Here is a 19,630-nt window from a genome sequence, read left to right as displayed (position 1 = left end):
TGTATCAATCTCAGACAACCGCCGAAGCCGGGGGCGGCCCACCGAACGACGTTTTCCGTCACCGCTCCCCCAGCTCTGTTACCCGATTTCCCCGGCGATAACACCTAGTTCGTCGCGATTGCGTCATTCCCCCGCGTCAATTCGTGCCATCCGCCGCTGGCGCCTGCTCGCCTTCGCTGCCTAAATAAATGCGGATGACCGAGCCCTTCTGCACCCGCTGCCCGGCTTCGGGCGCCTGGCGCAGCACCGTATCCCCTTTGCCGGAAGCCGACAGCTGAAAGTTCATGTTCATGTCCTCGTACAGATCCGTCACTGACTTGCCGACGAGGTTCGGCACGTTCACCATCGGCAGCTCGCCGAGCTTGTATTCCTTGCCGATCTGGTCCTTGCGCGGTTCTACGCCGAGATACGGCAGCGCGTCGGCCATAATGTTGCGTACGATCGGCGCCGCTACGACGCCCCCGAACTGGATGCCCTGCGGGTTGTCGACCGCGACGTAAACGATCAGCTGCGGGTCGTCCGCCGGCGCGAAGCCGATGAACGAGACAATATGCTCGCTCGCCGAGTATACACCGTTAATGACCTTTTGCGCCGTACCCGTCTTGCCGCCGACCCGGTAGCCGTCCAGAAATGCGTTGCCCCCCGTCCCCTGCGCCACGACGCTCTCTAGCGCTTCGCGCACCTGCTTCGACGTCTCCGGCGAGATGACCTGACGCACGAGCTCGGGCTCGATCTCCTGCAAGGTCTCGCCCGTATCCGGGTTGACCCAGGCCTTTGCGACATGCGGCTTGAACAGCTTGCCCCCGTTGATCGCGGCGGCGACCGCCGTGATCTGCTGGATCGGCGTCACCGACACGCCCTGGCCGAACGCCGTCGTGGCCAGCTCGACAGGACCGACGTTCGCGAGCTTGAACAGTATGCCGTTTTCTTCCCCTCCGATATCGATGCCGGTTCGTTTGCCGAAGCCGAAGTTTTTAATATACTCGAACAGCTTCTCCTTGCCGAGCCGCTGCCCCAGTGCCACGAACCCCGGATTGCAGGAGTTTTCGACGACCTCCAGGAACGACTGGCTGCCGTGCCCACCCTTTTTCCAGCAGCGCAGTCTCGCCCCGCCGACCTCGACGTAGCCGGGATCGTAAAAGGTCTCGTTTTTTAAATTGACCTTGCCTTCCTGGATGGCCGCGGACAACGTAATAATCTTGAATGTGGACCCCGGCTCGTACGTCATCCAGATCGGCAGATTGCGGTTGTACACTTCCGGCTCCGCTTCCTGATAGCGGTCGGGCTGAAACGTAGGACGGCTGCCCATCGCCAAAACTTCTCCGCTTTTCGGGTCCATCGCGATGGCGATGACGTCCTTCGCCTGATACTTCAGCATCGCCTGATCCAGCTCGCGCTCCACGATGGACTGGATCTTCTGGTCGATCGTCAGTTGCAGCGTCAAGCCGTCCCGCGGCGGCTGGTAAGCTTCGGACGAATTGGGCATCTGACGGCCGGCCGCGTCGGTCAGAAACGAAATATTGCCGCGCGTGCCCGACAGCAATTGATTGTACTGCTTTTCCACGCCGGTCAGGCCGCTGTCGTAGCCGGTGATGCCAAGCACCTGCGCGGCCATCGTACCGAACGGATAAAAGCGCTTGTTGTCCTCCGCCACGTAAATGCCTGGCAGCGCCAGATCGCGAATCTGCTGGGCGAGCTCCAGCGTAATTTTGCGCCCGCCGGGACGAAGGTTCACATTGCTCGCCTTCTTTTTAAGCATCTCCAGCACCTTGTCCCGATCCATGCCGATGAGCGGAGCCAGCTTGCCCGCCGTGCCTTCCTTGTCCTTCACCTGCGCCGGCACCGCATAAACGGTCGGCGAGCTGATGTTGTAGGCGAGCTTGATGCCGGTGCGGTCCGTGATCGTTCCTCTTTTCGCCTCGAACGGAATCTGGCGGCGCCACGACTCCTCCGCCTGCTCGGCCAGCTTGCCTCCCTTGACCAGCTGTACGTATGCGAGGCGCGAGATCAGCGCCATGAACCCGATTCCCACTGCGAACAGCGCCAGCAGCAAGCGCCTCCTCACCGTCACTTGCGAGATTCTCACGCAGGTCAGCCCCCTCCCCGGAATATCGGTGCGTTACTCCCACCCTATTCCATGGAGAAGGGGCTTAGAACAAGCTATGCCTGTCTTATGCCTGCTTAGACGGACGAAGCCCTAGAACGAAGACGCGTCAATCGCCCGCGTCGTCCACCGCGCTGTCGTCCACGTCCGATGCGCTCGCGCCGTCGCTTGCGGCGCCGCCCTGGTCCTGCTTGCCGGCCGTTGTCTCGGTGGCGGACGGCGCAATCGTCGTACCCGCCGGCGGCGACAGCGTCAATGCGATCGACAGCTTGTCGCCTTCCCTCGTCGCCTGCTGGCCAGATACGTAGCCCTGACCGCTTGCCGTGCAGGAAGCGCCGAGCAGCGAGCACATGTCGAGCGCGTCGCGGAGCGACAGACCCTTCAGGCTGGGCACGCTGCCGAGTGTTTTCTCGGTCAAGAGATACACATGCTGGGAGGTCGGCAGGACGGTGCCCGCTTTGGGCAGCTGGGACACGACTTTGTCGCCTTTGCCGAGCACGATCGCTTCGAACGAGCTGTTACCGAGCTTGCTTTTGGCCTGCGTCGTCGTCAAGTTTGTCACGTCGATGACTTTGGCGGTGATCGGAGCCGGCGTCGCCTCTGCGTCGTCCTTCTTTTCCTGTTCCGCATCTTTTGGGATGTCGGGCAGCACGCCGAGGTGAAGCAGGGATTTTTGCATGATCTCCTTGAAAATCGGAGCGGCGACCGAGCCTCCGCCAAGCGTCTTGTCATCCGGCTCGTCCACGAGCACGTAGAGCACGATCTTCGGGTCCTCCACGGGCGCGTAGCCGATGAAGGAAACGACGAATTTGTCCTCGGCGTAGCCGCCGGATGCCTGCGCCTTCTGCGCCGTGCCTGTCTTGCCCGCGATCCGGTAGCCTTCTATGTAGGCGTTGCGCCCGGTGCCGATTACTTTATCGCTGACGACCTGCTCAAGGTACTCGCCGACCTTTTTGGACGTCTGCTCCGTGATGACCTGGCGGATGACCTTGGGCTCGGTCACGACCTTCTCTCCTGTATTCGGGTCCGAGATCGACTTGATAATATGCGGCGCCATCAGCTTGCCGCCGTTGGCGACCGCCGCGACCGCCGCGACCTGCTGGATCGGCGTGACGGATACGGCCTGACCGAACGTTGCCGCCGCGTAGTCGCGTTCCCAAGTCAGCTGCGTCGTGCCCGCGATCTCGCCGGCCAGTTCGATGCCTGTCTTTTGGCCGAAGCCGAAGTTGTCGATATACTGCTTGAACTTCGTCTTGCCGAGCTTCTCGTATCCGAGCTTGACAAACGCTACGTTACTCGAGCGCTTCAGGCCTTCCAGGTACGTGATCTCGCCCCATCCGCCGCGCTTGATGTCGTTAACGGGCTTGGATTTCGGGATCTGCACGGTGCCCGACATATATTTGTCGTTCGGGTTAAACAGGCCTTCCTGAACGGCTGCAGCCAGCGTCACGATTTTAAACGTGGATCCCGGTTCATAGATGGACTGCACTGCGTTATTTTTGAAGGAAGACAGGTTTTTCGCATAATCCCAGTAGTTGTTCGGATTAAAATCGGGCAGGCTGACCATGCCGAGAATATCCATCGTCTTCGGATCCGCCGCGATCGCGGTCATGCTGAGCGGATGGTACTGCGCGTAGGCAGTCTTCATCGCCTGTTCCATATAATACTGAATGTCCCGGTCGATCGTCAGCGCCACGTTTTTGCCGTCGACCGCCTGCTTCGCCTCGATCTCGCCGTCGGCAAGCTGCGTGCGCTTGCCGTCCTTGACGTAAGTAATGGAGCCTTCCTCGCCTCTGAGATCTTCGTCGAGCGTCTTCTCCAGTCCCATGATCGCGACGCCTTCCTTGTTCTGATAGCCAAGGATCTGGGAAGCAAGCGAACCGTTCGGATAATAGCGTTTTTTGTCTTCGATCAGGTAAATGCCGACGTCCTTCTTGCCGGTCAGCTGACGCATCTGGTCGCGGAAGGCCGTCAAGCGGTCGGCGACTTCCTTGTCGACCTTCCAGCCTTCGGGCTGCACTTCGCGCTGGGAGTAATAAACGCCTTTGCTCGTTTTCGCATCGATGATCTTGCGCACCTCGGTCTCGGGCTTGCCAAGCACGTTCGTCACCTTGGACGCGATCTGGTCGATCAGCTTCCACTCGGGATGGGCGTCACTAAGCTCGTGAATAATTTTGGGGCTGAGCGCGAGCGTGTACGCCGCTGCATCCCCGGCCAATACCGTGCCGGTGCGGTCGGTAATCGTGCCGCGTTCCTGGACGAGCTTCTTGGTCGTGACCCACGTGTTGCGGGCTTGCTCGGACCAGAATTCGGCGTGCGCCACCTGTACCCAGTAAATTCGCCCCCATAAAGCGACAAACAGGAGGGTAATTACCCCTCCCGCCAGCAGCGTACGCAATTTGATTCGTTTCGTCATTTCCCTCACCTTCCGTTCAAGCTCGGACGAAGCTACCGGGCCGAGCGTCCGTTAGTTGCCGTCGGTGGACAGCGTCAACGGCTTTTTGCCGTTGTCGTAGCCATATCCCTTCTCGGCAGCCAGCTTCGAGATTCTCGCAGGATCCCGCAGCTTGTCCACTTCGCGCTGCAGCTCCTTCGTTTGATCGGCGCTTGTCTCGTAATCGCTCGTGATTTTTTGAATATTTCGGTTCATTTCGTACAATCCCGCGTTGCGATACAAGATTAATCCCGCTACGGTGACGCATACGAACACGGTGAGCAGATACAGCAGCTTCTCCCCGACCGGAATGCTCTTGCGGCGAACGTAAGACGCCGTCTGCGGCGCCGCCGTGCGCTGCTGTTTTTTCTGCTCCGGCTGACGCTCCTCGCGAACCGCCAGATTGCCATAATAACGCATGTTCTTCGCTCCCCCCGCGCTTGGATATCTCCAGCTTGTCTATTTGAATTGCGGCAATCGGCCGTCCATGGACGAAACGCGAACTTATCCGCGCTCGTCCGCTGCGTCCGGATCCAGCTTTTCGGCGATTCTGAGCTTGGCCGAGCGTGCCCGGTTGTTCAGCTCGAGCTCCGCGTCGGAAGGCACGATCGCCTTTTTCGGCGTGAGCTTCAATCTGCCTTCGCCCCAGACCGTCACAGGAAATCCCGGCGGGCTGATATTGGCCGGCACTTCCTTGACGAACGTCTCTTTGCATATACGATCTTCCAGCGAATGAAACGTAATGACCGCGATGCGTCCGCCCGGGGCGGCGCAATCGATCGCCTGCTCCAGCGCGTCGCGGAACGCCTCCAGCTCGTCGTTGACGGCAATGCGGATCGCCTGAAAGGCCCGCTTCGCCGGATGGCCTCCCGTCCGCCTTGCGGCGGCGGGAATCGCCGTCTTCACGAGCTCGGCAAGCTGCGCAGTCGTCTCGATCGGCGATTTGGCTCTCGCTTCTACCAGATGGCGGGCGATTTTGCGCGCAAACTTCTCCTCGCCGTAATCGCGCAGGATGCGCGACAGCTCCCGCTCGTCCCACTCGTTCACGATCTCTCTTGCGGTGAGCGGCTGCCCGCGGTCCATGCGCATGTCGAGCTCTGCATCAAGATTGTAGCTGAAGCCCCTGTCGGCTTCGTCGAGCTGAGGGCTCGATACGCCCAAATCGAACAAAATGCCGTCTACTTGCGGCATGCCGCCTTTTTCCGGTACTCCCGCTTGCCGCAGCGCGTCCGCGAGATGCCGGAAGTTGCTTTTCACCAGCGTCACGATGTCGCCGTATGGCGCCAATCGCTCCCGCGCGTGGGCGAGCGCGGTGTCGTCCTGATCCAGACCGATGAGCCTGCCCCCGGGGGCGAGGCGCGAAGCGATCAAATCGCTGTGTCCCGCGCCTCCCAAGGTACAATCGACGTAAATGCCGTCTTCGCGGATATTCAGACCTTCTACCGCTTCTTCTTTAAGCACGGTGATGTGGTGGAACAAAGTATGGCCTCCCGGCAACCCTCGCGGTCATGCTGTCGGTTGCTTCTGTCTATGTAGTGGTGATGTGTAAACGTGCTTCGAGACTTCGCGACGACGTCCTCTGCTCAGAAATGAAAATCGAAATCGACCAGCTTCTCCGCAATCTCGTTAAACGACTCCTCGGAGGCATGACTGTAGGCTTCCCAAGTCGCCTTGTCCCAAATCTCCACTCTCGTGGATACGCCGATAATCGTGCATTCCTTGTCCAGCTTGGCATAGTCTCGCAGGTGATTCGGAAGGTTGACCCTTCCCTGCTTGTCCCATTCGCCCTCGGAAGCGCCGGAGAACAGCAGACGGGAAAAAGCTCTCGCATTGGCCGCCATGGATGGCAGCGCGCGAAGCCGCTGCTCCAGCTGCGCCCACTCTTCGCGGGGATAAACGAACAAGCAGCTGTCGAGTCCGCGGGTGACGATAAAGTCGGTGCCCAGCGCGTCGCGGAATTTAGCGGGAATAATGATTCGGCCTTTGTCGTCGATCGAATGCTGGTATTCCCCTAAAAACATGACCGCTGCACACCCCCTCCATATTCCACCACTTCACTCCACTTTAAACCACTTATGATGACTATTCGCGCAAAAAAAAAGAAATCCTGCTTTAAAAGCAGGATTTCCTCAAAATATTTTAGGTTATTAAAAAATCGTCATTATTCGTGGCCCGCCCAGCTGTCCAGGTACGATTTTTGCTCTTCGCTCAAGGTGTCGATCGAGATGCCGAGGGACTCCAGCTTCGCTCTCGCCACTTGTTCGTCGAGCGCATAAGGCACCTTGACGACCTGCTTGCCGATCGATTCGTAGTTCTCGTTGACATAACGCAGGGAGAGCGCCTGCAGTGCGAACGTCATATCCATGATCTCCGCAGGGTGGCCGTCTCCGGCAGCCAGATTCACAAGACGCCCTTCGGCGAGCACATAAATCTTGCGGCCGTCCTTCAGGCGATACTCCTCGATGTTGCGGCGCACGGTGCGCTTCGATACCGACATCGCTTCGAGTTCGACGAGGTTCACTTCGACGTCGAAGTGGCCCGCGTTGGACAGGATCGCTCCGTCCTTCATCTGAGCGATATGCGCCCCGGTGATGACGTCCTTGTTGCCCGTGACGGTGACGAAAAACTCGCCAACCTTGGCGGCTTCTTCCATCGACAGCACCGTGAAGCCGTCCATGTACGCTTCGACCGCCTTGATCGCATCAACCTCGGTGACGACGACGTTCGCGCCAAGCCCCTTGGCGCGAAGCGCCACGCCCTTGCCGCACCAGCCGTAGCCGTTGACGACGACGGTCTTGCCCGCAACGACAAGATTGGTCGTCCGGTTGATGCCGTCCCACACCGATTGGCCCGTACCGTAGCGGTTGTCGAACAAGTATTTGCAGAAGGCGTCGTTAACGGCCACCATCGGAAATTGCAGGGAGCCGTCTTTCTCCATCGCCTTGAGACGCAGGATGCCCGTGGTCGTCTCTTCGGCGCCGCCCCGGATGCCCGGCAGCAGATCGCGGCGCGTCGTGTGCAGCATCGTGACCAGGTCGCCGCCGTCATCGATAATAAGATCCGGCTTCGTCTCGAGCGTCCGCTCGAGCAGGCCGTGATATTCTTCGGGCGACGGATTGTACTTGGCGAATACGGCGATGCCTTCTTCGGCCAGCGCGGCGCAGACGTCGTCCTGCGTGGACAGCGGATTGCTGCCGGTGATCGCCACTTCGGCGCCGCCGGCCTGAACGACCTTCGCCAGATAGGCCGTCTTCGCTTCCAGGTGAAGCGAGATGGCGACCTTCAGCCCTTTGAACGGAAGATCCTTGGCGAACTGTTCTCGAATTCGGTTCAACACCGGCATATGGGCGGAGACCCAATCGATCTTGAGCTTGCCTTCCGGGGCGAGCGACGGATCGCGGATAATGCTGGACAACGTCGTTTTCATGAACAACAAACCTCCTGATGTCGGCCGCCGGGCTCGGCCTGCTGTTGGGCCATCAAGCGATGGCCGCCCGTGACGTCGAACGGAATGCAGCGCATGGCGGCAAGCCAGCCCATGCCGTACCGGTTAATGAAATGTACGATGCCGTAGACGCGTTCTTGCGGCTGCTCCATCGGGCGCAGCGAGTGCAGCATCCGGTCCCATTGGCGCAGCGACGACTCGTGGCGCTTGGCAAGCGCGCCGGTCGTGCGCTGCTCGAGATAGGCGATCTGCTCGAGGATGAGCTCCATGTTGCTCTCCCCGAGCTTGACGAGTCCCCGGTCGACCTGGGACACCGTATCGAGCACCGGTGCGTACAGCTCGCCGAAACGTGCCTTGACCTCGGCGAACCGGCCGCCGATATCCCACGTATCCTGCGCGGCAAGCCACTCCCGCTTCAATCGGTCGCCGTCCGCGGCGATCTGCTCCGCGGTGACGCCGTATTTGGCCAGCAGCTTCTCCACCTGCGGTTCCAGATAAGTAAACGACTGCCGCGGCACGATGACGGGCATTTCCAGCCCAAAGGCAGAGAAAGCCGGCCCGAGCGAAGCCCAATAGGCGATCTCGGAAGGGCCAAGCACCGTAGCGAGCACCGGAAGCAGATAATCCTGCATGAGCGGCCGCGAGAGCGCGTTGTTGCTAAGCAGCTCCGGACGCTCGGCCGCCATCCGCAGCAGCTCGTCTCTGTCGTATGCGAGTCCGCCCTTGCGGTCCTCAAAGCGGTCGCCTTGCCTGAAGAGCAGCATGCGGCCCTGCTCCGCGTGCACGAACAGGTTGGCGCCGTCCGGCGCGGACTCCGCCTGGATCGGGTAGCCCAGCCGCTTGACAGCCTCCTCGCCGGCGGCAAGCGCGGCGCTCAAACGTTCGCTGCCCGTGACGAGTTCGCCGAACAGGCCGCCTTCGAGCCCGCGGATCGCAGGATCGTCCGCGTCCATCAGGACAAGGCCGTCGTCCGCGAACCACTCGGAGAGCAAGCGGGCGAACGCCAGGGTCAGCGTCGGCGCGTCGCTTGCGTGCATCCTGATTTGCCGGAGCAGATTCGGTTTAAATTCGGTATCAGGGAGCGTCAGCGCGAGTTCCGTGAGCGCGACCTCCCAATCGACCGCGGAGAGCGGCGTTCTGCTGACGGCATGGCGGGGCCCTTCCGGCCGGCCCAGCTTGACCTTGCGCGGTTCGCCTTCGCCCGGGGAAACGTATAAATGATTGGCTTCTTCAAAATCATGGTCCTCGCCGGCGATCCAAAATACCGGCACGACCGTCCGGCCCAGACTGCGCGACGCGTGCTTCGCCGCCTGGATGACGGTCAAGGCTTTGTACGCGATCAGGAGCGGACCGCCGAACAGCCCGGCCTGCTGGCCGCCGACGACGGCGAGGGCGCCTTCGCCCGCGAGCGCTTCGATGTGCTGAAGGGCGAGCGGGCTCGGGCTCAGCCGGCGCTGGTAATCTAGCAGCGCCTCGCCGAGCCGCCTTCTGTCCACGCGGCCGCCCGCGCCTTGATCGAGTCGCGCGGCGCGCCGGCTCCAAGCTTCTATATCTCTGCAGTGGGCGCTTCCGAACAGCGCAGCGACCTGATCGTCGCCGCGCCTGTATGCTTCGGAGAGAGACTGCGCCGTCCCGTCATTAAAGGGAGTCGTATTCATCCCGGACATCCTCCCGTCCGAATGGTGTCATTCTCGATTGTACATGAAGCGGCCGGATATCGTCAAAGAAATGAAGGAGGAATTTAAATGCCTTTGCATTGGCGCATTCTGAACGCGGCCGGTTGGCTCGGGGTCGTCGCGGTCAACGCGGCCGCCGCAACCGGCGGTCTTTTCGGCAGATCGTCGGGTGAGATATCGGACAAAGTCCCTACGCTCGTCACGCCTGCCGGCTATGCCTTTTCGATCTGGAGCGTCATCTATTTGCTCGCCCTGTGTTACGTCGTCGCCGCCTTCTTGCCAAGCCGCCGGGACGACAAGACGATGAACGCGACCGCGCCCTGGTTTTTCGCAAGCTGCCTGTTCAATGTCGGCTGGCTGCTCGTCTGGCACTCGGAACGCTATACGGCGTCCGCGCTCGTCATCGCCTGCCTGCTGCTGACGTTGATCGGCTTGTACCTCTCTTCCCGCCCCGCCGCCCGCGCTGCAGGAGACAGAGCCGGCTTCTTCCTGATCGCGCTGCCCTTCTCCATCTATCTCGGATGGGTGACGGTCGCGACGATCGTCAATATCTCGGTCGCGCTCCGGGCGGGCGCCTGGGACGGCTGGGGTCTGCCCGACCGCACGTGGGCCGTGGCCCTTTTCGTCGTCGCGGCAGCCCTTGCGGCAGTCGCCGCATTCAAGGACAAAGACCCCTGGTTCCCGCTGACGATCGCCTGGGCGCTGATTGCGATCGGCGTGAAGCAGCAAGCAGCTTCGCAGCTCGTCGCCGTCGCCGCCTGGACGGCCGCCGGCATCGCGATCGTGGCCGCCCTGATCAAGCTGCGCGGCATCGCGGGCCTGAAGCCGCGACGCATGTGATGGCGCTTCGCCCGCCGCGTCCCAAACGAAGACCCGCCCTTCGCAACCTGCGAGACGGCGGGTCTTCGTCCGGCATGCGGCTTATTCCCATTCCCCGCCGGCGAGGAAACGTACGATCTCGATCAGCATGAACAGCACGTACAAAGCCGCCAGCCCGAAAAACGACAGCCGCCAGATCGCTCGGAAAAGCTTGAGACCGTCCACTTTGCCGCGGACCCGGTATTGCGCGTTTCCGATCAGGCCCGCCCCAAGCAGCATGAATAGGAGAATGATATAAAAACCCATATGTATGCCGAACACCCGATTAAGCAAATAGCTCACAATGCCGATCAGGAATATCGTCGTCATGTCCATCGCAAGCCCCATCGCGCGCTTCTTATCGCCCGTCTGCATCGTTGAGATGCCGTAGACGGCGGCGAACGGAATGACGGAGCCGATGGCCAATACGGCGTAAGCGGATACTAACGCATTCCACAAGCGCGTTCACTCACCCTTCTCTGTCGTCGCCCCGCATCGCCGACACCAGTGCGACAAGCGACTCGTTATAAGGCGCGTCCATCCCATGCTTTGCCGCCAGGCGCGCGACGGCGCCGTTGATCGACGCGATCTCGGTAGGACGGCCGGCCAGCACGTCCTGCAGCATCGAGGAGCGGTTGGCCGCCGTGAGCGCACACAAGTCGAGCAGCTCTTCCCAAAGGCCATCCTCGTTACGGAGCCCGCTGGCTTCCAGCACGGACAACGTCTCGTCGAACAACGTCCGCATCAGCGTCAATCGCTCTGGCGTTCGGACCAATGCGCCGTTCTGAACCCGCAGCAGCGCCGTCAGCGGATTGACGACGGCATTGCTGAGCAGCTTTCGCAGCATTCTCTGTGCCATATCATTCGACAGCGTTGCGGAAAATCCTGCCTGTTTCAGCATCAACGCGAGCGGCGAAGCAGCGCTTTCTTCTCCTGCCGCAAACACAGTGCCGCCCCGCTCGAAAAGCGGGGCCGGCCCGAGCCGAATCTCGCCACTGCCCGTATGGCGCACGGTCGTCGCATCGACCCGGAGCGCCCCCTCTGTCGTTACGGCTGCGAAGACGCTTCTGCCTCGCAAGCGCGCCGCCAGCAGGTCCGTATGGCCGATGCCGTTGCAAAATGCCGTCACTGAGGCGCCAGGCGGCATTACCGCGTCCAGGCGGCCCAGAAACGCGGGCGTCAGCGCCGTCTGCTTGACGGCGAGCAGCGCATCGCTCACAGGCCCGTCCCATGTGTCGTCCAGCGCCGCCGCGTCCACTTCGGCGCGCACATCCGCCTCTCCCGGCGCGGACAGCACCGTCACGCCCCGGGCCGCCAGCTCGTTCGCCTGCGCGCGGGTTCTCGTTCTCACGCAAACGCGAACGCCCGAATCCGCCAGCCTGCCCGCAAGCAGCAATCCGATCGCGCCGCCGCCGATGATCTGAATGTTTGCCACCGCGAATTCCCCCTCTTATTTCGCCATTCGCCTCTTATTGCACCTATGGCCGCTTGTCTCCCCGTTCTGCCTGTCCAAGAAATACCATACCTTGTCTCGCATGCCCGCACAACGGCGCCATCGTTTTTCCGACTCAAAAAAGAGCCGACCCCTTCGCCGAAAGCAGCGGGGGACAGCTCTTTAAAGGAACTTCAAAGGGAAGCGCTTATAAACTACTCGATGCGTTCCAGGTTGCCGTTGGCATCCATTTTGAATCTCGTTTTCTCTTCCTCCGACTCCTCGGACAAGATCGCTAGCCTGCGCGCCCGATCCATAATTCGGATAAGCGCTTTATAATCGTCGTTAACGACCTGGTAGTCGGTTTGCGCCGCATCGGCCTGCTTGGACAGACGGTCGTTGATCTCCCTGAGCGCGCTGAGCTGCTCGTTCTTTTCTCTTAATTCCTTTTCCAGCAGCTTCACCTGTTTGCCTAGCTCCTGAACGGAGCCCTTCCACTGCTTCAAGTAGCGGATGACCGCTTCAAGGCTGAGTGCATCGGAGCCGATCAGCTCCGTCTTGCCGGCGATCTCTTCATCGGCCGAGGCCGAAGGCCGTTCGTCCGAAGGCAGCGCGATCGCGCCCTGCTTTTTGAGATAATTGCGCTTTTGCCGCTGTTGCTTGGAAATGCTGATCGCGTCGTCGTAGCGCTTTCGAACGCAGCTGTTCCAACGGAATCCGCATGCTGCGGCCGTTCTTGCGATCCGCTGCCCGACTTCCTCGAACGCGGCGAGCTGCGTGCTCCCTTCCCGTATATGGCGAAGCGTAATCTCCGCCAAAATCAGATCGTCATCCGCGCTCCATGCATCTTGTCTAATAGCCGCCATGCGGTCTATTCCCTCCTCGATCGCTCGCATTACTTGCTTTCTTTTTTTATCTGTATGCCCGTGATAGAAATCATAGAATCTATCGGATACCTCTAGGTATATCCATTTTTGCACGTCGTATACCTTTCGCCTGCAGGGCTCTTAAAACTTGCGGACGACATGGCGAATAGCGGCACGCCGGGAAGGCATACTAGGCTTGGACGAAAAGTTTGCCATTTCGTCACGAATCACCGTTTACACTGCACCCGAACCGTGGGTATAATATGCTGTAGAAAAATGGTTAGAGAAACGCTGAAGGGGGATTACCATGGCACGCATGTTCCGGATGCTTGGTTTCTGGACGCTCGCGATCGCGCTCATGTCGTTTGCAGGCGATATGTATGAAATGGCGCTTCTGTTCTTTATTCAGACGGCCGCCTTCTTCTTGCTCGGTTACCTGAAGTTCACGGAGCGCACATACGTCTTCATGTTCTGGGGCTATATGATCATCGCGTTCCTCGGCTTTACCTATTGGTCCGTATTCGAGATGGGCTTGCCAGCTTAACCGTTAATCTTAGGCACGCCTAAAGGCCGGAGCTCACCGCTCCGGCCTTTTTATGTTCATGAACGGATTTATACGGTGCGTAATCGGGCTGCTCCCCCGCGTTCTCCCTCTCTGGCGATCGGGTTCTTTTCGTCTATAATGAGGTAGAAATGCATAAGCTTGACTACCGCCGCACCGTCTGGCAGAGAGAAAGGAGGGCCCGATGCGGAGATTCGTACTGTTTGCCGTCGCCGTTTTGCTCCTCATGGCGCTTTTTCCCGGAAAAATCGTACCGACACCGCCTCCCGTATACGCGGAGCCGCTCACGGAGACGACCCGTCAGCTGCTGGAAAAAGGCCTCAGCGTCGTGGAAATCGACAGGGAGATCGAGCGGATCTCGGGGCTGCGGGAAGAAACCGAACGAAGCATTGCAAAAAACGAAACAAAGCTCGCGGAGCGTCAGCTCGCCATCGCGGCGCAGCGCGAAAAAGCGGGACGCGTGCTGCGAGCCTACTATATGGGCCAGAAGGAAGCGATGCTGGGCATCCTCGTCAGCTTCAAATCGTGGGCCGGCTTGCTTCGAAGCTGGGACTTGATGGATACGATTTTCGAAGCCGACCGGCGTACGCTGGCCGACTTCAATCGGGAATACGAGGAGATCCGTAAGGGGCAGGACAAACTGAAAAACGACAAGGACGAGCTGTCCCGCGTAGCCGCTCACCTCGCGAGCCAGCGCGACCGGGTCGCGGCGCTGCAGGCCGAGATTCAAAATGCGATCGACGGAAGCGAGGATCCCGCGCTTGCGCGCAAGCAGCTCGAAGAAATACAGTCCTATTGGCAGAGTGCGGGGCTGTACGAAGTGAGACGCCACTTCAGCGCGCTGGCCAAAGCGATGAACAAGCTTCCGGATTGGATTCAGGACCATCCGCAAGCGCTGAAAACGAAAGGCCTGTCGACGACGCTTACCCTGACCGACGCGCAGTTAAACGATTTCCTTCACGCGCAAAGCGAGCTCCTCAAAGATTTCAGCATTTCGTTCAAGCCGGGCCTCTTGTCTCTGCAAGGAAAAAGCGGGTCGATGGAAGTCGCAGTCACGGGCACCTATACGGTCGAGAACGAACCGAAAAACGCCATTATGTTCCATATGGATACGCTTGTTTTTAACGGACTCACGCTGCCTGACACGACCCGCGACGATCTGGTGCGCGACTTTGATCTCGGCTTCTATCCGCAGCAGGTAATGGCCTATCTCAAAGCCGACAGCGTATCCCTTGAGGACGGCAAGCTAATCGTGAAGCTGAAGATCGGCAAGTAGCCCGCTCCATCTCGCGGGCCAGTCCGCCAAAGCGAGCCTGCCTTGCCGCCAGTCCGCCCAGTAAATAGCGATTTTATTCATCAGCAGCGGCCATTCGGGGCCGGCATGGGGCGCCCAGTTCGGGTATTGCTGCGCGCCCCTGCCAGTCAATACCGGCAGCGTGTGGCGATCGGCGTACGCTGACCGGTATACGGGCAAATACCCCGCCTCGTCAAAATTATCCAGCTGAAGCTGCGCTTCGGTCATCGCCGCGATCCAGCTTTTCGCCGCGCTCTCGCCCTGCGTTCCTGCGCCGATGACAAAGGAAGCGCCGCCGTCGAACGCATACGCCTTGTCCCAGCCGCTGCGGTCGATGGCCAAGCCGGCTGCCGCATCTGCCCCAAGGCCCGCGATGCCTTTCTCGGCTACCGACAGCCGCACGACTGCGGCCGCATATTGTCCCGAAGCCATCGCTTGCCAGAACGAGGCGCCGCGATCCGGCACCCGCAATCCGATCGAGCCGCGAAGGGTGTCCAGCATCGTTGCAGCAGGACCGGCTCCCCACGGGCCGTTCGAGTCGCCCAGCAGCAAATCCGGCCTGATCCCGGTCGACGCGCCCAGCCAGGTGAGGAGCGCCGCCGAATCGCGCTCGTCGATCGCGAGCCAGGGCCGACTCCCCTCGCTTGCCATCTCCGTGCCGAGCGTGGCCCAATCTTCGGCTCCCAGCGGCAGCGACAACACGCTGCCGTCTTGTCGCGCGGCCGCAGACAAGCGTGCGCGATTCCACACGACGACATAAGGATCCATATGATGCGGTACGCCCCACATGTACCCGTTCCACTTGAGCGGGGCGGCGACCGCTTCGAACTGCTCGGACAGCGCGTCGCCCTCGAACGCGGCGTCCGCCGGCAGCAGCATGCCCGAGACGGCCAATCGCTTGACCCACAAACTAGGGATGAGCGCGACGTCCGCGCCTTCCTCCGACGTGTGCCAATTATCGAGCAGATCCGCCGCATCGTCTGGATCGATGCGCTCCAGATTGACGCGGATGTCCGGATGATCGCGCTCGAACGCCGCCGACTGCCGCGCAAGCAGCCGGTACGTATCCTCGTCCTGAATGATCTTGACCGCCAGGTCCGCATGTTCCTCGGCGAAAACGGGCTCTTCCTCGATCGTCTCCTGGCCCTCCGGCGCCGTATCCGGCGTGAGGTCCGGCTCCGGCGCGGATGCCCACGGCGAAGTCAACAGTACCGCCAGCATGAGCAGCATGAGCACGACGACATACTTCCGGCGCGTCACGATCCAACACCTTCCTCCGCCCGCTGCCGCAGGCACAATCGTTTGGTTCCATGATAGCAGGATTAAGCCGCCTTGTCGCCTCTTCCTGCAAACGCTTCCCCCGAAATGCGGCCCGGATTGCGGTTCTTGCGAGCGGGGCCGACGTAGAACGAGCCGGACGCCTCGTTCGCGTCCGGCCCTGCTTTTTCCATTTATCTCGCTTAAAGCTTCTCCGCGGCCAGTTGGGCGAGCTTGGAGCGCTCCCCTTTTTCCAGCGTCACATGCCCGCTGATGCCCTCCGCCTTGAAGGTTTCGACCAGATACGTGAGTCCGTTGCTCTGCGCATCCAGGTAAGGATGGTCGATTTGCTCAGGGTCGCCCAGCAGCACGATTTTACTATGCTCGCCGACACGCGAGACGATCGTTTTCACCTCGTGCTTGCTCAGGTTCTGAGCCTCGTCGATGATGATCAGCTGTCCCGGAATCGAACGCCCACGAATGTACGTGAGCGCCTCGACCTGAATGCTGCCGAGTCCCATCAGGATTTTATCCAGGTCCCCCGATTTTTTCGTATCGAACAAAAATTCCAGGTTGTCGTAGATCGGCTGCATCCACGGCCGCAGCTTCTCTTCTTTCTCCCCCGGCAAATATCCGATATCCTTGCCCATCGGCACGACCGGACGGGCGATGAGCAGCTTCTTGTACTTGTGTTCGTCTTCGACCTTCATAAGCCCCGCGGCCAGCGTAATCAGCGTCTTGCCGGTGCCGGCTCTCCCCGTCAGCGTCACGAGCGGAATATCGTCGTTCAGCAGCAGCTCGAGCGCCATGCGCTGCTGCGCATTGCGGGCGGTAATGCCCCATACCGGCTCATTGGACAAATGCAGCGGCTCGAGCCTCGCGCCGTCCTGGCTCACCTTCAGGAGGGCCGACTTGGACGTGCCGAGCTCGTCGCGGAGAATGACGAATTCGTTCGGGTGCAGCTTTTGCTTGAGTCCCAATTGATTGATGCTCAGAAACCGGTACGTATAAAATTCATCGATCTGCGCCGGATGGACGTGGAGCGTGACCTGGCCCGTATAGTGGTCGGTGCCCTCGGCGATCCGGTCGGACAAATAGTCCTCGGCCGTGACGCCAAGCACGTCCGCCTTGACGCGAACCAGCACGTCCTTGCTCACGAGGATGACAGGACGCGCCGATTCCGGCTGTTCCTGTTCCTCCAGATGATAATTCAGCGCGACCGCCAGGATGCGGTTGTCGTTGGTCATCTCCCCGAATAGCTCCTGCACCCGTACGAAGCGGCGATGATTCATTTCCACCTTCAGCACGCCGCCGTTTTCCAGAGCAACCCCGTTGTGCAAATGCCCGATCTCCCGCATGCGGTCGAGCTCCCTGGATACGAACCGGGCATTGCGCCCGATCTCGTCGGCCAATCTTTTTTTGGAGTCGATCTCCTCGAGCACGACCGAAGGAATGACGACCTCGTTCGAGCCGAAGGCGAACAAAGCGAGCGGATCATGGAGCAGCACATTCGTATCGAGCACGTAAATTTTTTTCACGGCGGTTCCTCCCGGTTGAGACGGATTGTGACGTATTTACATACCGGCGCATGGGACAGGGAATCATAGTACCAGGTGGAGCTTGCTTGAAGCCTTTTTAGAGACTTCGGACATCCCCCCTTAAAAGAATTGATACCCACGAGGATGGTGATCCCCACATGTACGTTCGCAAGCCGGCCAAAGCCGGATTAATCTTGCTGCTGGCTTCGGCTCTGCTCTCCGCCGCCGGATGCGGCAACCGGTCTGCAGCTCCCGCCGAGCCCGATCAGGACCGCCTGCAGGCGCACAGCGCGCCCGGAAGCGATGTTGCGATCGGCGACCGCTCAGTCGCGGTCCGGCCGAACGCCAAGGCCGTCGCCGCCCATCTGGAGCAGCTGGCCGAAGGGGTTCGGGGCGTTCGCCACGCCAATTGCGTCATTTTCGGCAAATACGCCGTCGTCGGCATCGACGTCGATCCGAAGATGGAGCGCTCGAGAGTCGGGACGACCAAGTACGCCGTCGCCGAGGCATTTCGCAAAGACCCGTACGGCATCGATGCGCTCGTGACCGCGGACATGGATATGGCCGAGCGGATCCGGGAGATTCGGGCCGATGCGAAACGCGGCCGGCCGATCGCGGGCTTCGCGGAAGAAATGGCGGATATCGTCGGCCGGCTCGTACCTCAAGTGCCGCGCAGCATCGTGCCTCCGGCCTCGCCGGACGGTCCCGGACCGGCTGCCAAGTCTCACGCGAATACGTCCGTAAATACGCAAAGAACCCAGTGAAGTCACTGGGTTCTTGTCCGTATACACATATAAGCTCCGCACGCGGCGCAGAGGCAGCGAAGACAGGGAACGCGATGGCGATCCGAAGCCGCAGGAACGACCCGGGACAAGCCTGACGCTCTGCAGAGACGACAGTCGGGCGAATTCGCCGAATCCGGTTGACCTACATCCTCTGCCTGCCATCCGCAACACTCCCTTGACACCGTGGTTAAGAGACATGAGCACTTTGCAACGGGGTACGTTGACCTCAGTATAGCATATGCCTCCCGGAGAGGCCAAGCGATGCCTGCCCGGAGCGCGCAGCTTGACAGATGCCTTTTATTTTCCGTCGCCTGCCGTAGCGGCCGCGACGCGTCCTTCAGGAGACATCTCTTCGGCAAGCGCGGCCTTGGCTTCCGCCACCGAATCTTTGTCCAGATATACGTAAGGACTTTGCCAGACGCCCGTCAGCGGGATGAAACGGATGTCCTCGCGGTTGATATTATAATATGTTTTTAACATATTCGTGATCTGCGCTTTCGGTATATCCGTCACCACGTTTTTGCCGGCCACGTCGATGACGCCGCTCAGCTTCGTGATTCCGCCGAAGGACTTCATCTTGTCGACGATGGCGCCGAGCACCTGGCTCTGACGCTCGTTGCGTTCGAAATCGCTCGAGGCTGCGGTGCCTCTGTTGGACTTGCGGTAGCGCACGAAGCCGAGCGCATCCTCGCCATGCAGCGTCTGTTCGCCTGCTTTAAGGTCGATGTTGGTCCCGTCCGCATTGTCGACATATCGCATATCCTTGTCCACGTTAACCTTTACGCCGCCCAGCTTGTCGACGACGTCGACAAATCCCTGGAAATTGAGCACGGATGCATACTTGATGTCGATGCCGAAAAATTTCCCGAGCATCTGCTTCATTTCGTCGCGGGCGTAGGCGTCAGCCGCCTCCCCCTTCGCATCGCTCTTGCTATGGAACCTGGCGTAAAACGCATTGATTTTTTGCGTCGAATACCCGTCCAGCTGCAGATCCGAATCTCGCGGAATCGTCACGACCGTGGCCGTGTTCGACTTGGGATTAAACGCCGCCACCATAATGACGTCGGTGTTCATACCGCCGATTTTGGGCCGGTAATCCATGCCAAGCAGCAGCAGCGATAGCGGTTTGACCTGCGCCTTTTCGCCTTCCGGCACCGTCTGCGTAGACGCGCCGGAGGATGCGTCGTCGAGCGCGCCGTCGACTTCTCTCCATAACGAATATGCATAAGCGCCAAGGCCTAGAATGACAAGCAGAATAATAGCAAATAAAACGCGAGGCCATTTTCTTTTTTTCTTTTTCGGAGGATTCGCCCTGGCAGTTGCGTTCGCGGCGCCCGAACTCCGGCGCGGCGGCAGCGGGGTATTGGAACTCATTGCTT

18 protein-coding genes are annotated in these 19,630 nt (G+C 60.2%); 4 read left to right on the top strand and 14 right to left on the bottom strand.

Features of this window, described 5'->3' with window-relative positions:
- Positions 1–136: 136 nt before the first annotated feature.
- From ACFSR7_RS32015 to bshC, 7 genes are all read right to left on the bottom strand, one after another.
- Positions 137–2,086 (bottom strand): stage V sporulation protein D, encoded by a 1,950-nt coding sequence (locus tag ACFSR7_RS32015; RefSeq protein WP_378168663.1) that lies wholly within the window; start codon positions 2,084–2,086, stop codon positions 137–139.
- Positions 2,087–2,213: 127 nt separating this feature from the next.
- A complete protein-coding gene (locus ACFSR7_RS32010) occupies positions 2,214–4,520 on the bottom strand; it encodes a penicillin-binding transpeptidase domain-containing protein (protein WP_378168661.1) in 2,307 nt (768 codons plus the stop codon).
- 51 nt (positions 4,521–4,571) lie between these two features.
- Entirely contained in the window at positions 4,572–4,958 is a 387-nt protein-coding gene (gene ftsL2, locus ACFSR7_RS32005; protein WP_378168659.1) for a cell division protein FtsL, read from the bottom strand.
- Positions 4,959–5,042: 84 nt separating this feature from the next.
- Positions 5,043–6,017 (bottom strand): 16S rRNA (cytosine(1402)-N(4))-methyltransferase RsmH, encoded by a 975-nt coding sequence (gene rsmH / locus ACFSR7_RS32000; RefSeq protein WP_378168657.1) that lies wholly within the window; start codon positions 6,015–6,017, stop codon positions 5,043–5,045.
- Positions 6,018–6,121: 104 nt separating this feature from the next.
- Positions 6,122–6,559, bottom strand: a complete 438-nt coding sequence (gene mraZ, locus ACFSR7_RS31995; protein WP_277567075.1) for a division/cell wall cluster transcriptional repressor MraZ — start codon at positions 6,557–6,559, stop codon at positions 6,122–6,124.
- 140 nt (positions 6,560–6,699) lie between these two features.
- Positions 6,700–7,965, bottom strand: coding sequence for an adenosylhomocysteinase (locus tag ACFSR7_RS31990; RefSeq protein ID WP_378168655.1), 1,266 nt, complete (start codon positions 7,963–7,965; stop codon positions 6,700–6,702).
- Positions 7,962–9,641, bottom strand: a complete 1,680-nt coding sequence (bshC, locus tag ACFSR7_RS31985) for a bacillithiol biosynthesis cysteine-adding enzyme BshC (RefSeq protein ID WP_378168653.1) — start codon at positions 9,639–9,641, stop codon at positions 7,962–7,964. The genes ACFSR7_RS31990 and bshC overlap by 4 nt, the downstream gene beginning before the upstream one ends.
- Positions 9,642–9,728: 87 nt before the next feature.
- Here bshC and ACFSR7_RS31980 point away from each other — a divergent pair, with 87 nt between their 5' ends.
- Positions 9,729–10,499 carry a tryptophan-rich sensory protein gene (locus ACFSR7_RS31980; protein ID WP_378168651.1) on the top strand — a complete coding sequence of 257 codons (771 nt, stop codon included), beginning with the start codon at positions 9,729–9,731 and terminating at the stop codon, positions 10,497–10,499.
- Positions 10,500–10,580: 81 nt separating this feature from the next.
- Here ACFSR7_RS31980 and ACFSR7_RS31975 read toward each other — a convergent pair whose 3' ends face one another.
- The 3 genes from ACFSR7_RS31975 to ACFSR7_RS31965 form a co-directional block, all read right to left on the bottom strand.
- Positions 10,581–10,976 carry a DUF3397 domain-containing protein gene (locus ACFSR7_RS31975; RefSeq protein ID WP_378168649.1) on the bottom strand — a complete coding sequence of 132 codons (396 nt, stop codon included), beginning with the start codon at positions 10,974–10,976 and terminating at the stop codon, positions 10,581–10,583.
- Positions 10,977–10,986: 10 nt separating this feature from the next.
- Positions 10,987–11,952, bottom strand: coding sequence for a ketopantoate reductase family protein (locus ACFSR7_RS31970; RefSeq protein WP_378168647.1), 966 nt, complete (start codon positions 11,950–11,952; stop codon positions 10,987–10,989).
- A 212-nt stretch (positions 11,953–12,164) separates the two neighbouring features.
- On the bottom strand, positions 12,165–12,815 hold the full coding sequence (locus tag ACFSR7_RS31965; protein WP_378168645.1) for an RsfA family transcriptional regulator: 651 nt from the start codon (positions 12,813–12,815) through the stop codon (positions 12,165–12,167).
- A gap of 307 nt (positions 12,816–13,122) precedes the next feature.
- Between ACFSR7_RS31965 and ACFSR7_RS31960 the strand changes: the two genes are divergently transcribed.
- Entirely contained in the window at positions 13,123–13,359 is a 237-nt protein-coding gene (locus ACFSR7_RS31960) for a DUF2626 family protein (protein WP_090115152.1), read from the top strand.
- Positions 13,360–13,561: 202 nt separating this feature from the next.
- Positions 13,562–14,653 carry a coiled-coil domain-containing protein gene (locus ACFSR7_RS31955; RefSeq protein ID WP_378168643.1) on the top strand — a complete coding sequence of 364 codons (1,092 nt, stop codon included), beginning with the start codon at positions 13,562–13,564 and terminating at the stop codon, positions 14,651–14,653.
- Here the strand turns inward: ACFSR7_RS31955 and ACFSR7_RS31950 are convergent.
- The 3 genes from ACFSR7_RS31950 to ACFSR7_RS31940 form a co-directional block, all read right to left on the bottom strand.
- Positions 14,624–15,931, bottom strand: coding sequence for an extracellular solute-binding protein (locus tag ACFSR7_RS31950; protein ID WP_378168641.1), 1,308 nt, complete (start codon positions 15,929–15,931; stop codon positions 14,624–14,626). The genes ACFSR7_RS31955 and ACFSR7_RS31950 overlap by 30 nt on opposite strands.
- Before the next feature lie 62 nt (positions 15,932–15,993).
- A complete protein-coding gene (locus ACFSR7_RS31945; RefSeq protein ID WP_378168640.1) occupies positions 15,994–16,122 on the bottom strand; it encodes a hypothetical protein in 129 nt (42 codons plus the stop codon).
- A gap of 9 nt (positions 16,123–16,131) precedes the next feature.
- Positions 16,132–17,466, bottom strand: coding sequence for a PhoH family protein (locus tag ACFSR7_RS31940; protein ID WP_378168638.1), 1,335 nt, complete (start codon positions 17,464–17,466; stop codon positions 16,132–16,134).
- 158 nt (positions 17,467–17,624) lie between these two features.
- Between ACFSR7_RS31940 and ACFSR7_RS31935 the strand changes: the two genes are divergently transcribed.
- On the top strand, positions 17,625–18,230 hold the full coding sequence (locus ACFSR7_RS31935) for a YhcN/YlaJ family sporulation lipoprotein (RefSeq protein ID WP_378168636.1): 606 nt from the start codon (positions 17,625–17,627) through the stop codon (positions 18,228–18,230).
- Positions 18,231–18,548: 318 nt separating this feature from the next.
- Here the strand turns inward: ACFSR7_RS31935 and ACFSR7_RS31930 are convergent, their stop codons facing one another.
- Positions 18,549–19,625: an LCP family protein gene (locus tag ACFSR7_RS31930; protein ID WP_378168634.1), complete on the bottom strand. Its 1,077-nt coding sequence runs from the start codon at positions 19,623–19,625 to the stop codon at positions 18,549–18,551.
- Positions 19,626–19,630 lie beyond the last annotated feature (5 nt).

Origin of the sequence: Cohnella sp. GCM10020058, from assembly GCF_042683485.1 — a bacterium.
Lineage (GTDB): Bacteria > Bacillota > Bacilli > Paenibacillales > Paenibacillaceae > Cohnella.
This window is presented reverse-complemented; position numbering and strand designations above follow the sequence as displayed.

Coding starts and splice junctions, on each gene's coding strand:
- ACFSR7_RS31990 (WP_378168655.1), bottom strand. CDS start 7,965: ATGAAAACGACGTTGTCCAGCATTATCCGCGATCCGTCGCTCGCCCCG.
- ACFSR7_RS31955 (WP_378168643.1), top strand. CDS start 13,562: ATGCGGAGATTCGTACTGTTTGCCGTCGCCGTTTTGCTCCTCATGGCG.
- ftsL2 (WP_378168659.1), bottom strand. CDS start 4,958: ATGCGTTATTATGGCAATCTGGCGGTTCGCGAGGAGCGTCAGCCGGAG.
- ACFSR7_RS31980 (WP_378168651.1), top strand. CDS start 9,729: ATGCCTTTGCATTGGCGCATTCTGAACGCGGCCGGTTGGCTCGGGGTC.
- ACFSR7_RS31935 (WP_378168636.1), top strand. CDS start 17,625: ATGTACGTTCGCAAGCCGGCCAAAGCCGGATTAATCTTGCTGCTGGCT.
- bshC (WP_378168653.1), bottom strand. CDS start 9,641: ATGAATACGACTCCCTTTAATGACGGGACGGCGCAGTCTCTCTCCGAA.
- ACFSR7_RS32010 (WP_378168661.1), bottom strand. CDS start 4,520: ATGACGAAACGAATCAAATTGCGTACGCTGCTGGCGGGAGGGGTAATT.
- mraZ (WP_277567075.1), bottom strand. CDS start 6,559: ATGTTTTTAGGGGAATACCAGCATTCGATCGACGACAAAGGCCGAATC.
- ACFSR7_RS31945 (WP_378168640.1), bottom strand. CDS start 16,122: ATGGAAAAAGCAGGGCCGGACGCGAACGAGGCGTCCGGCTCGTTCTAC.
- ACFSR7_RS31930 (WP_378168634.1), bottom strand. CDS start 19,625: ATGAGTTCCAATACCCCGCTGCCGCCGCGCCGGAGTTCGGGCGCCGCG.
- ACFSR7_RS31960 (WP_090115152.1), top strand. CDS start 13,123: ATGGCACGCATGTTCCGGATGCTTGGTTTCTGGACGCTCGCGATCGCG.
- ACFSR7_RS31965 (WP_378168645.1), bottom strand. CDS start 12,815: ATGGCGGCTATTAGACAAGATGCATGGAGCGCGGATGACGATCTGATT.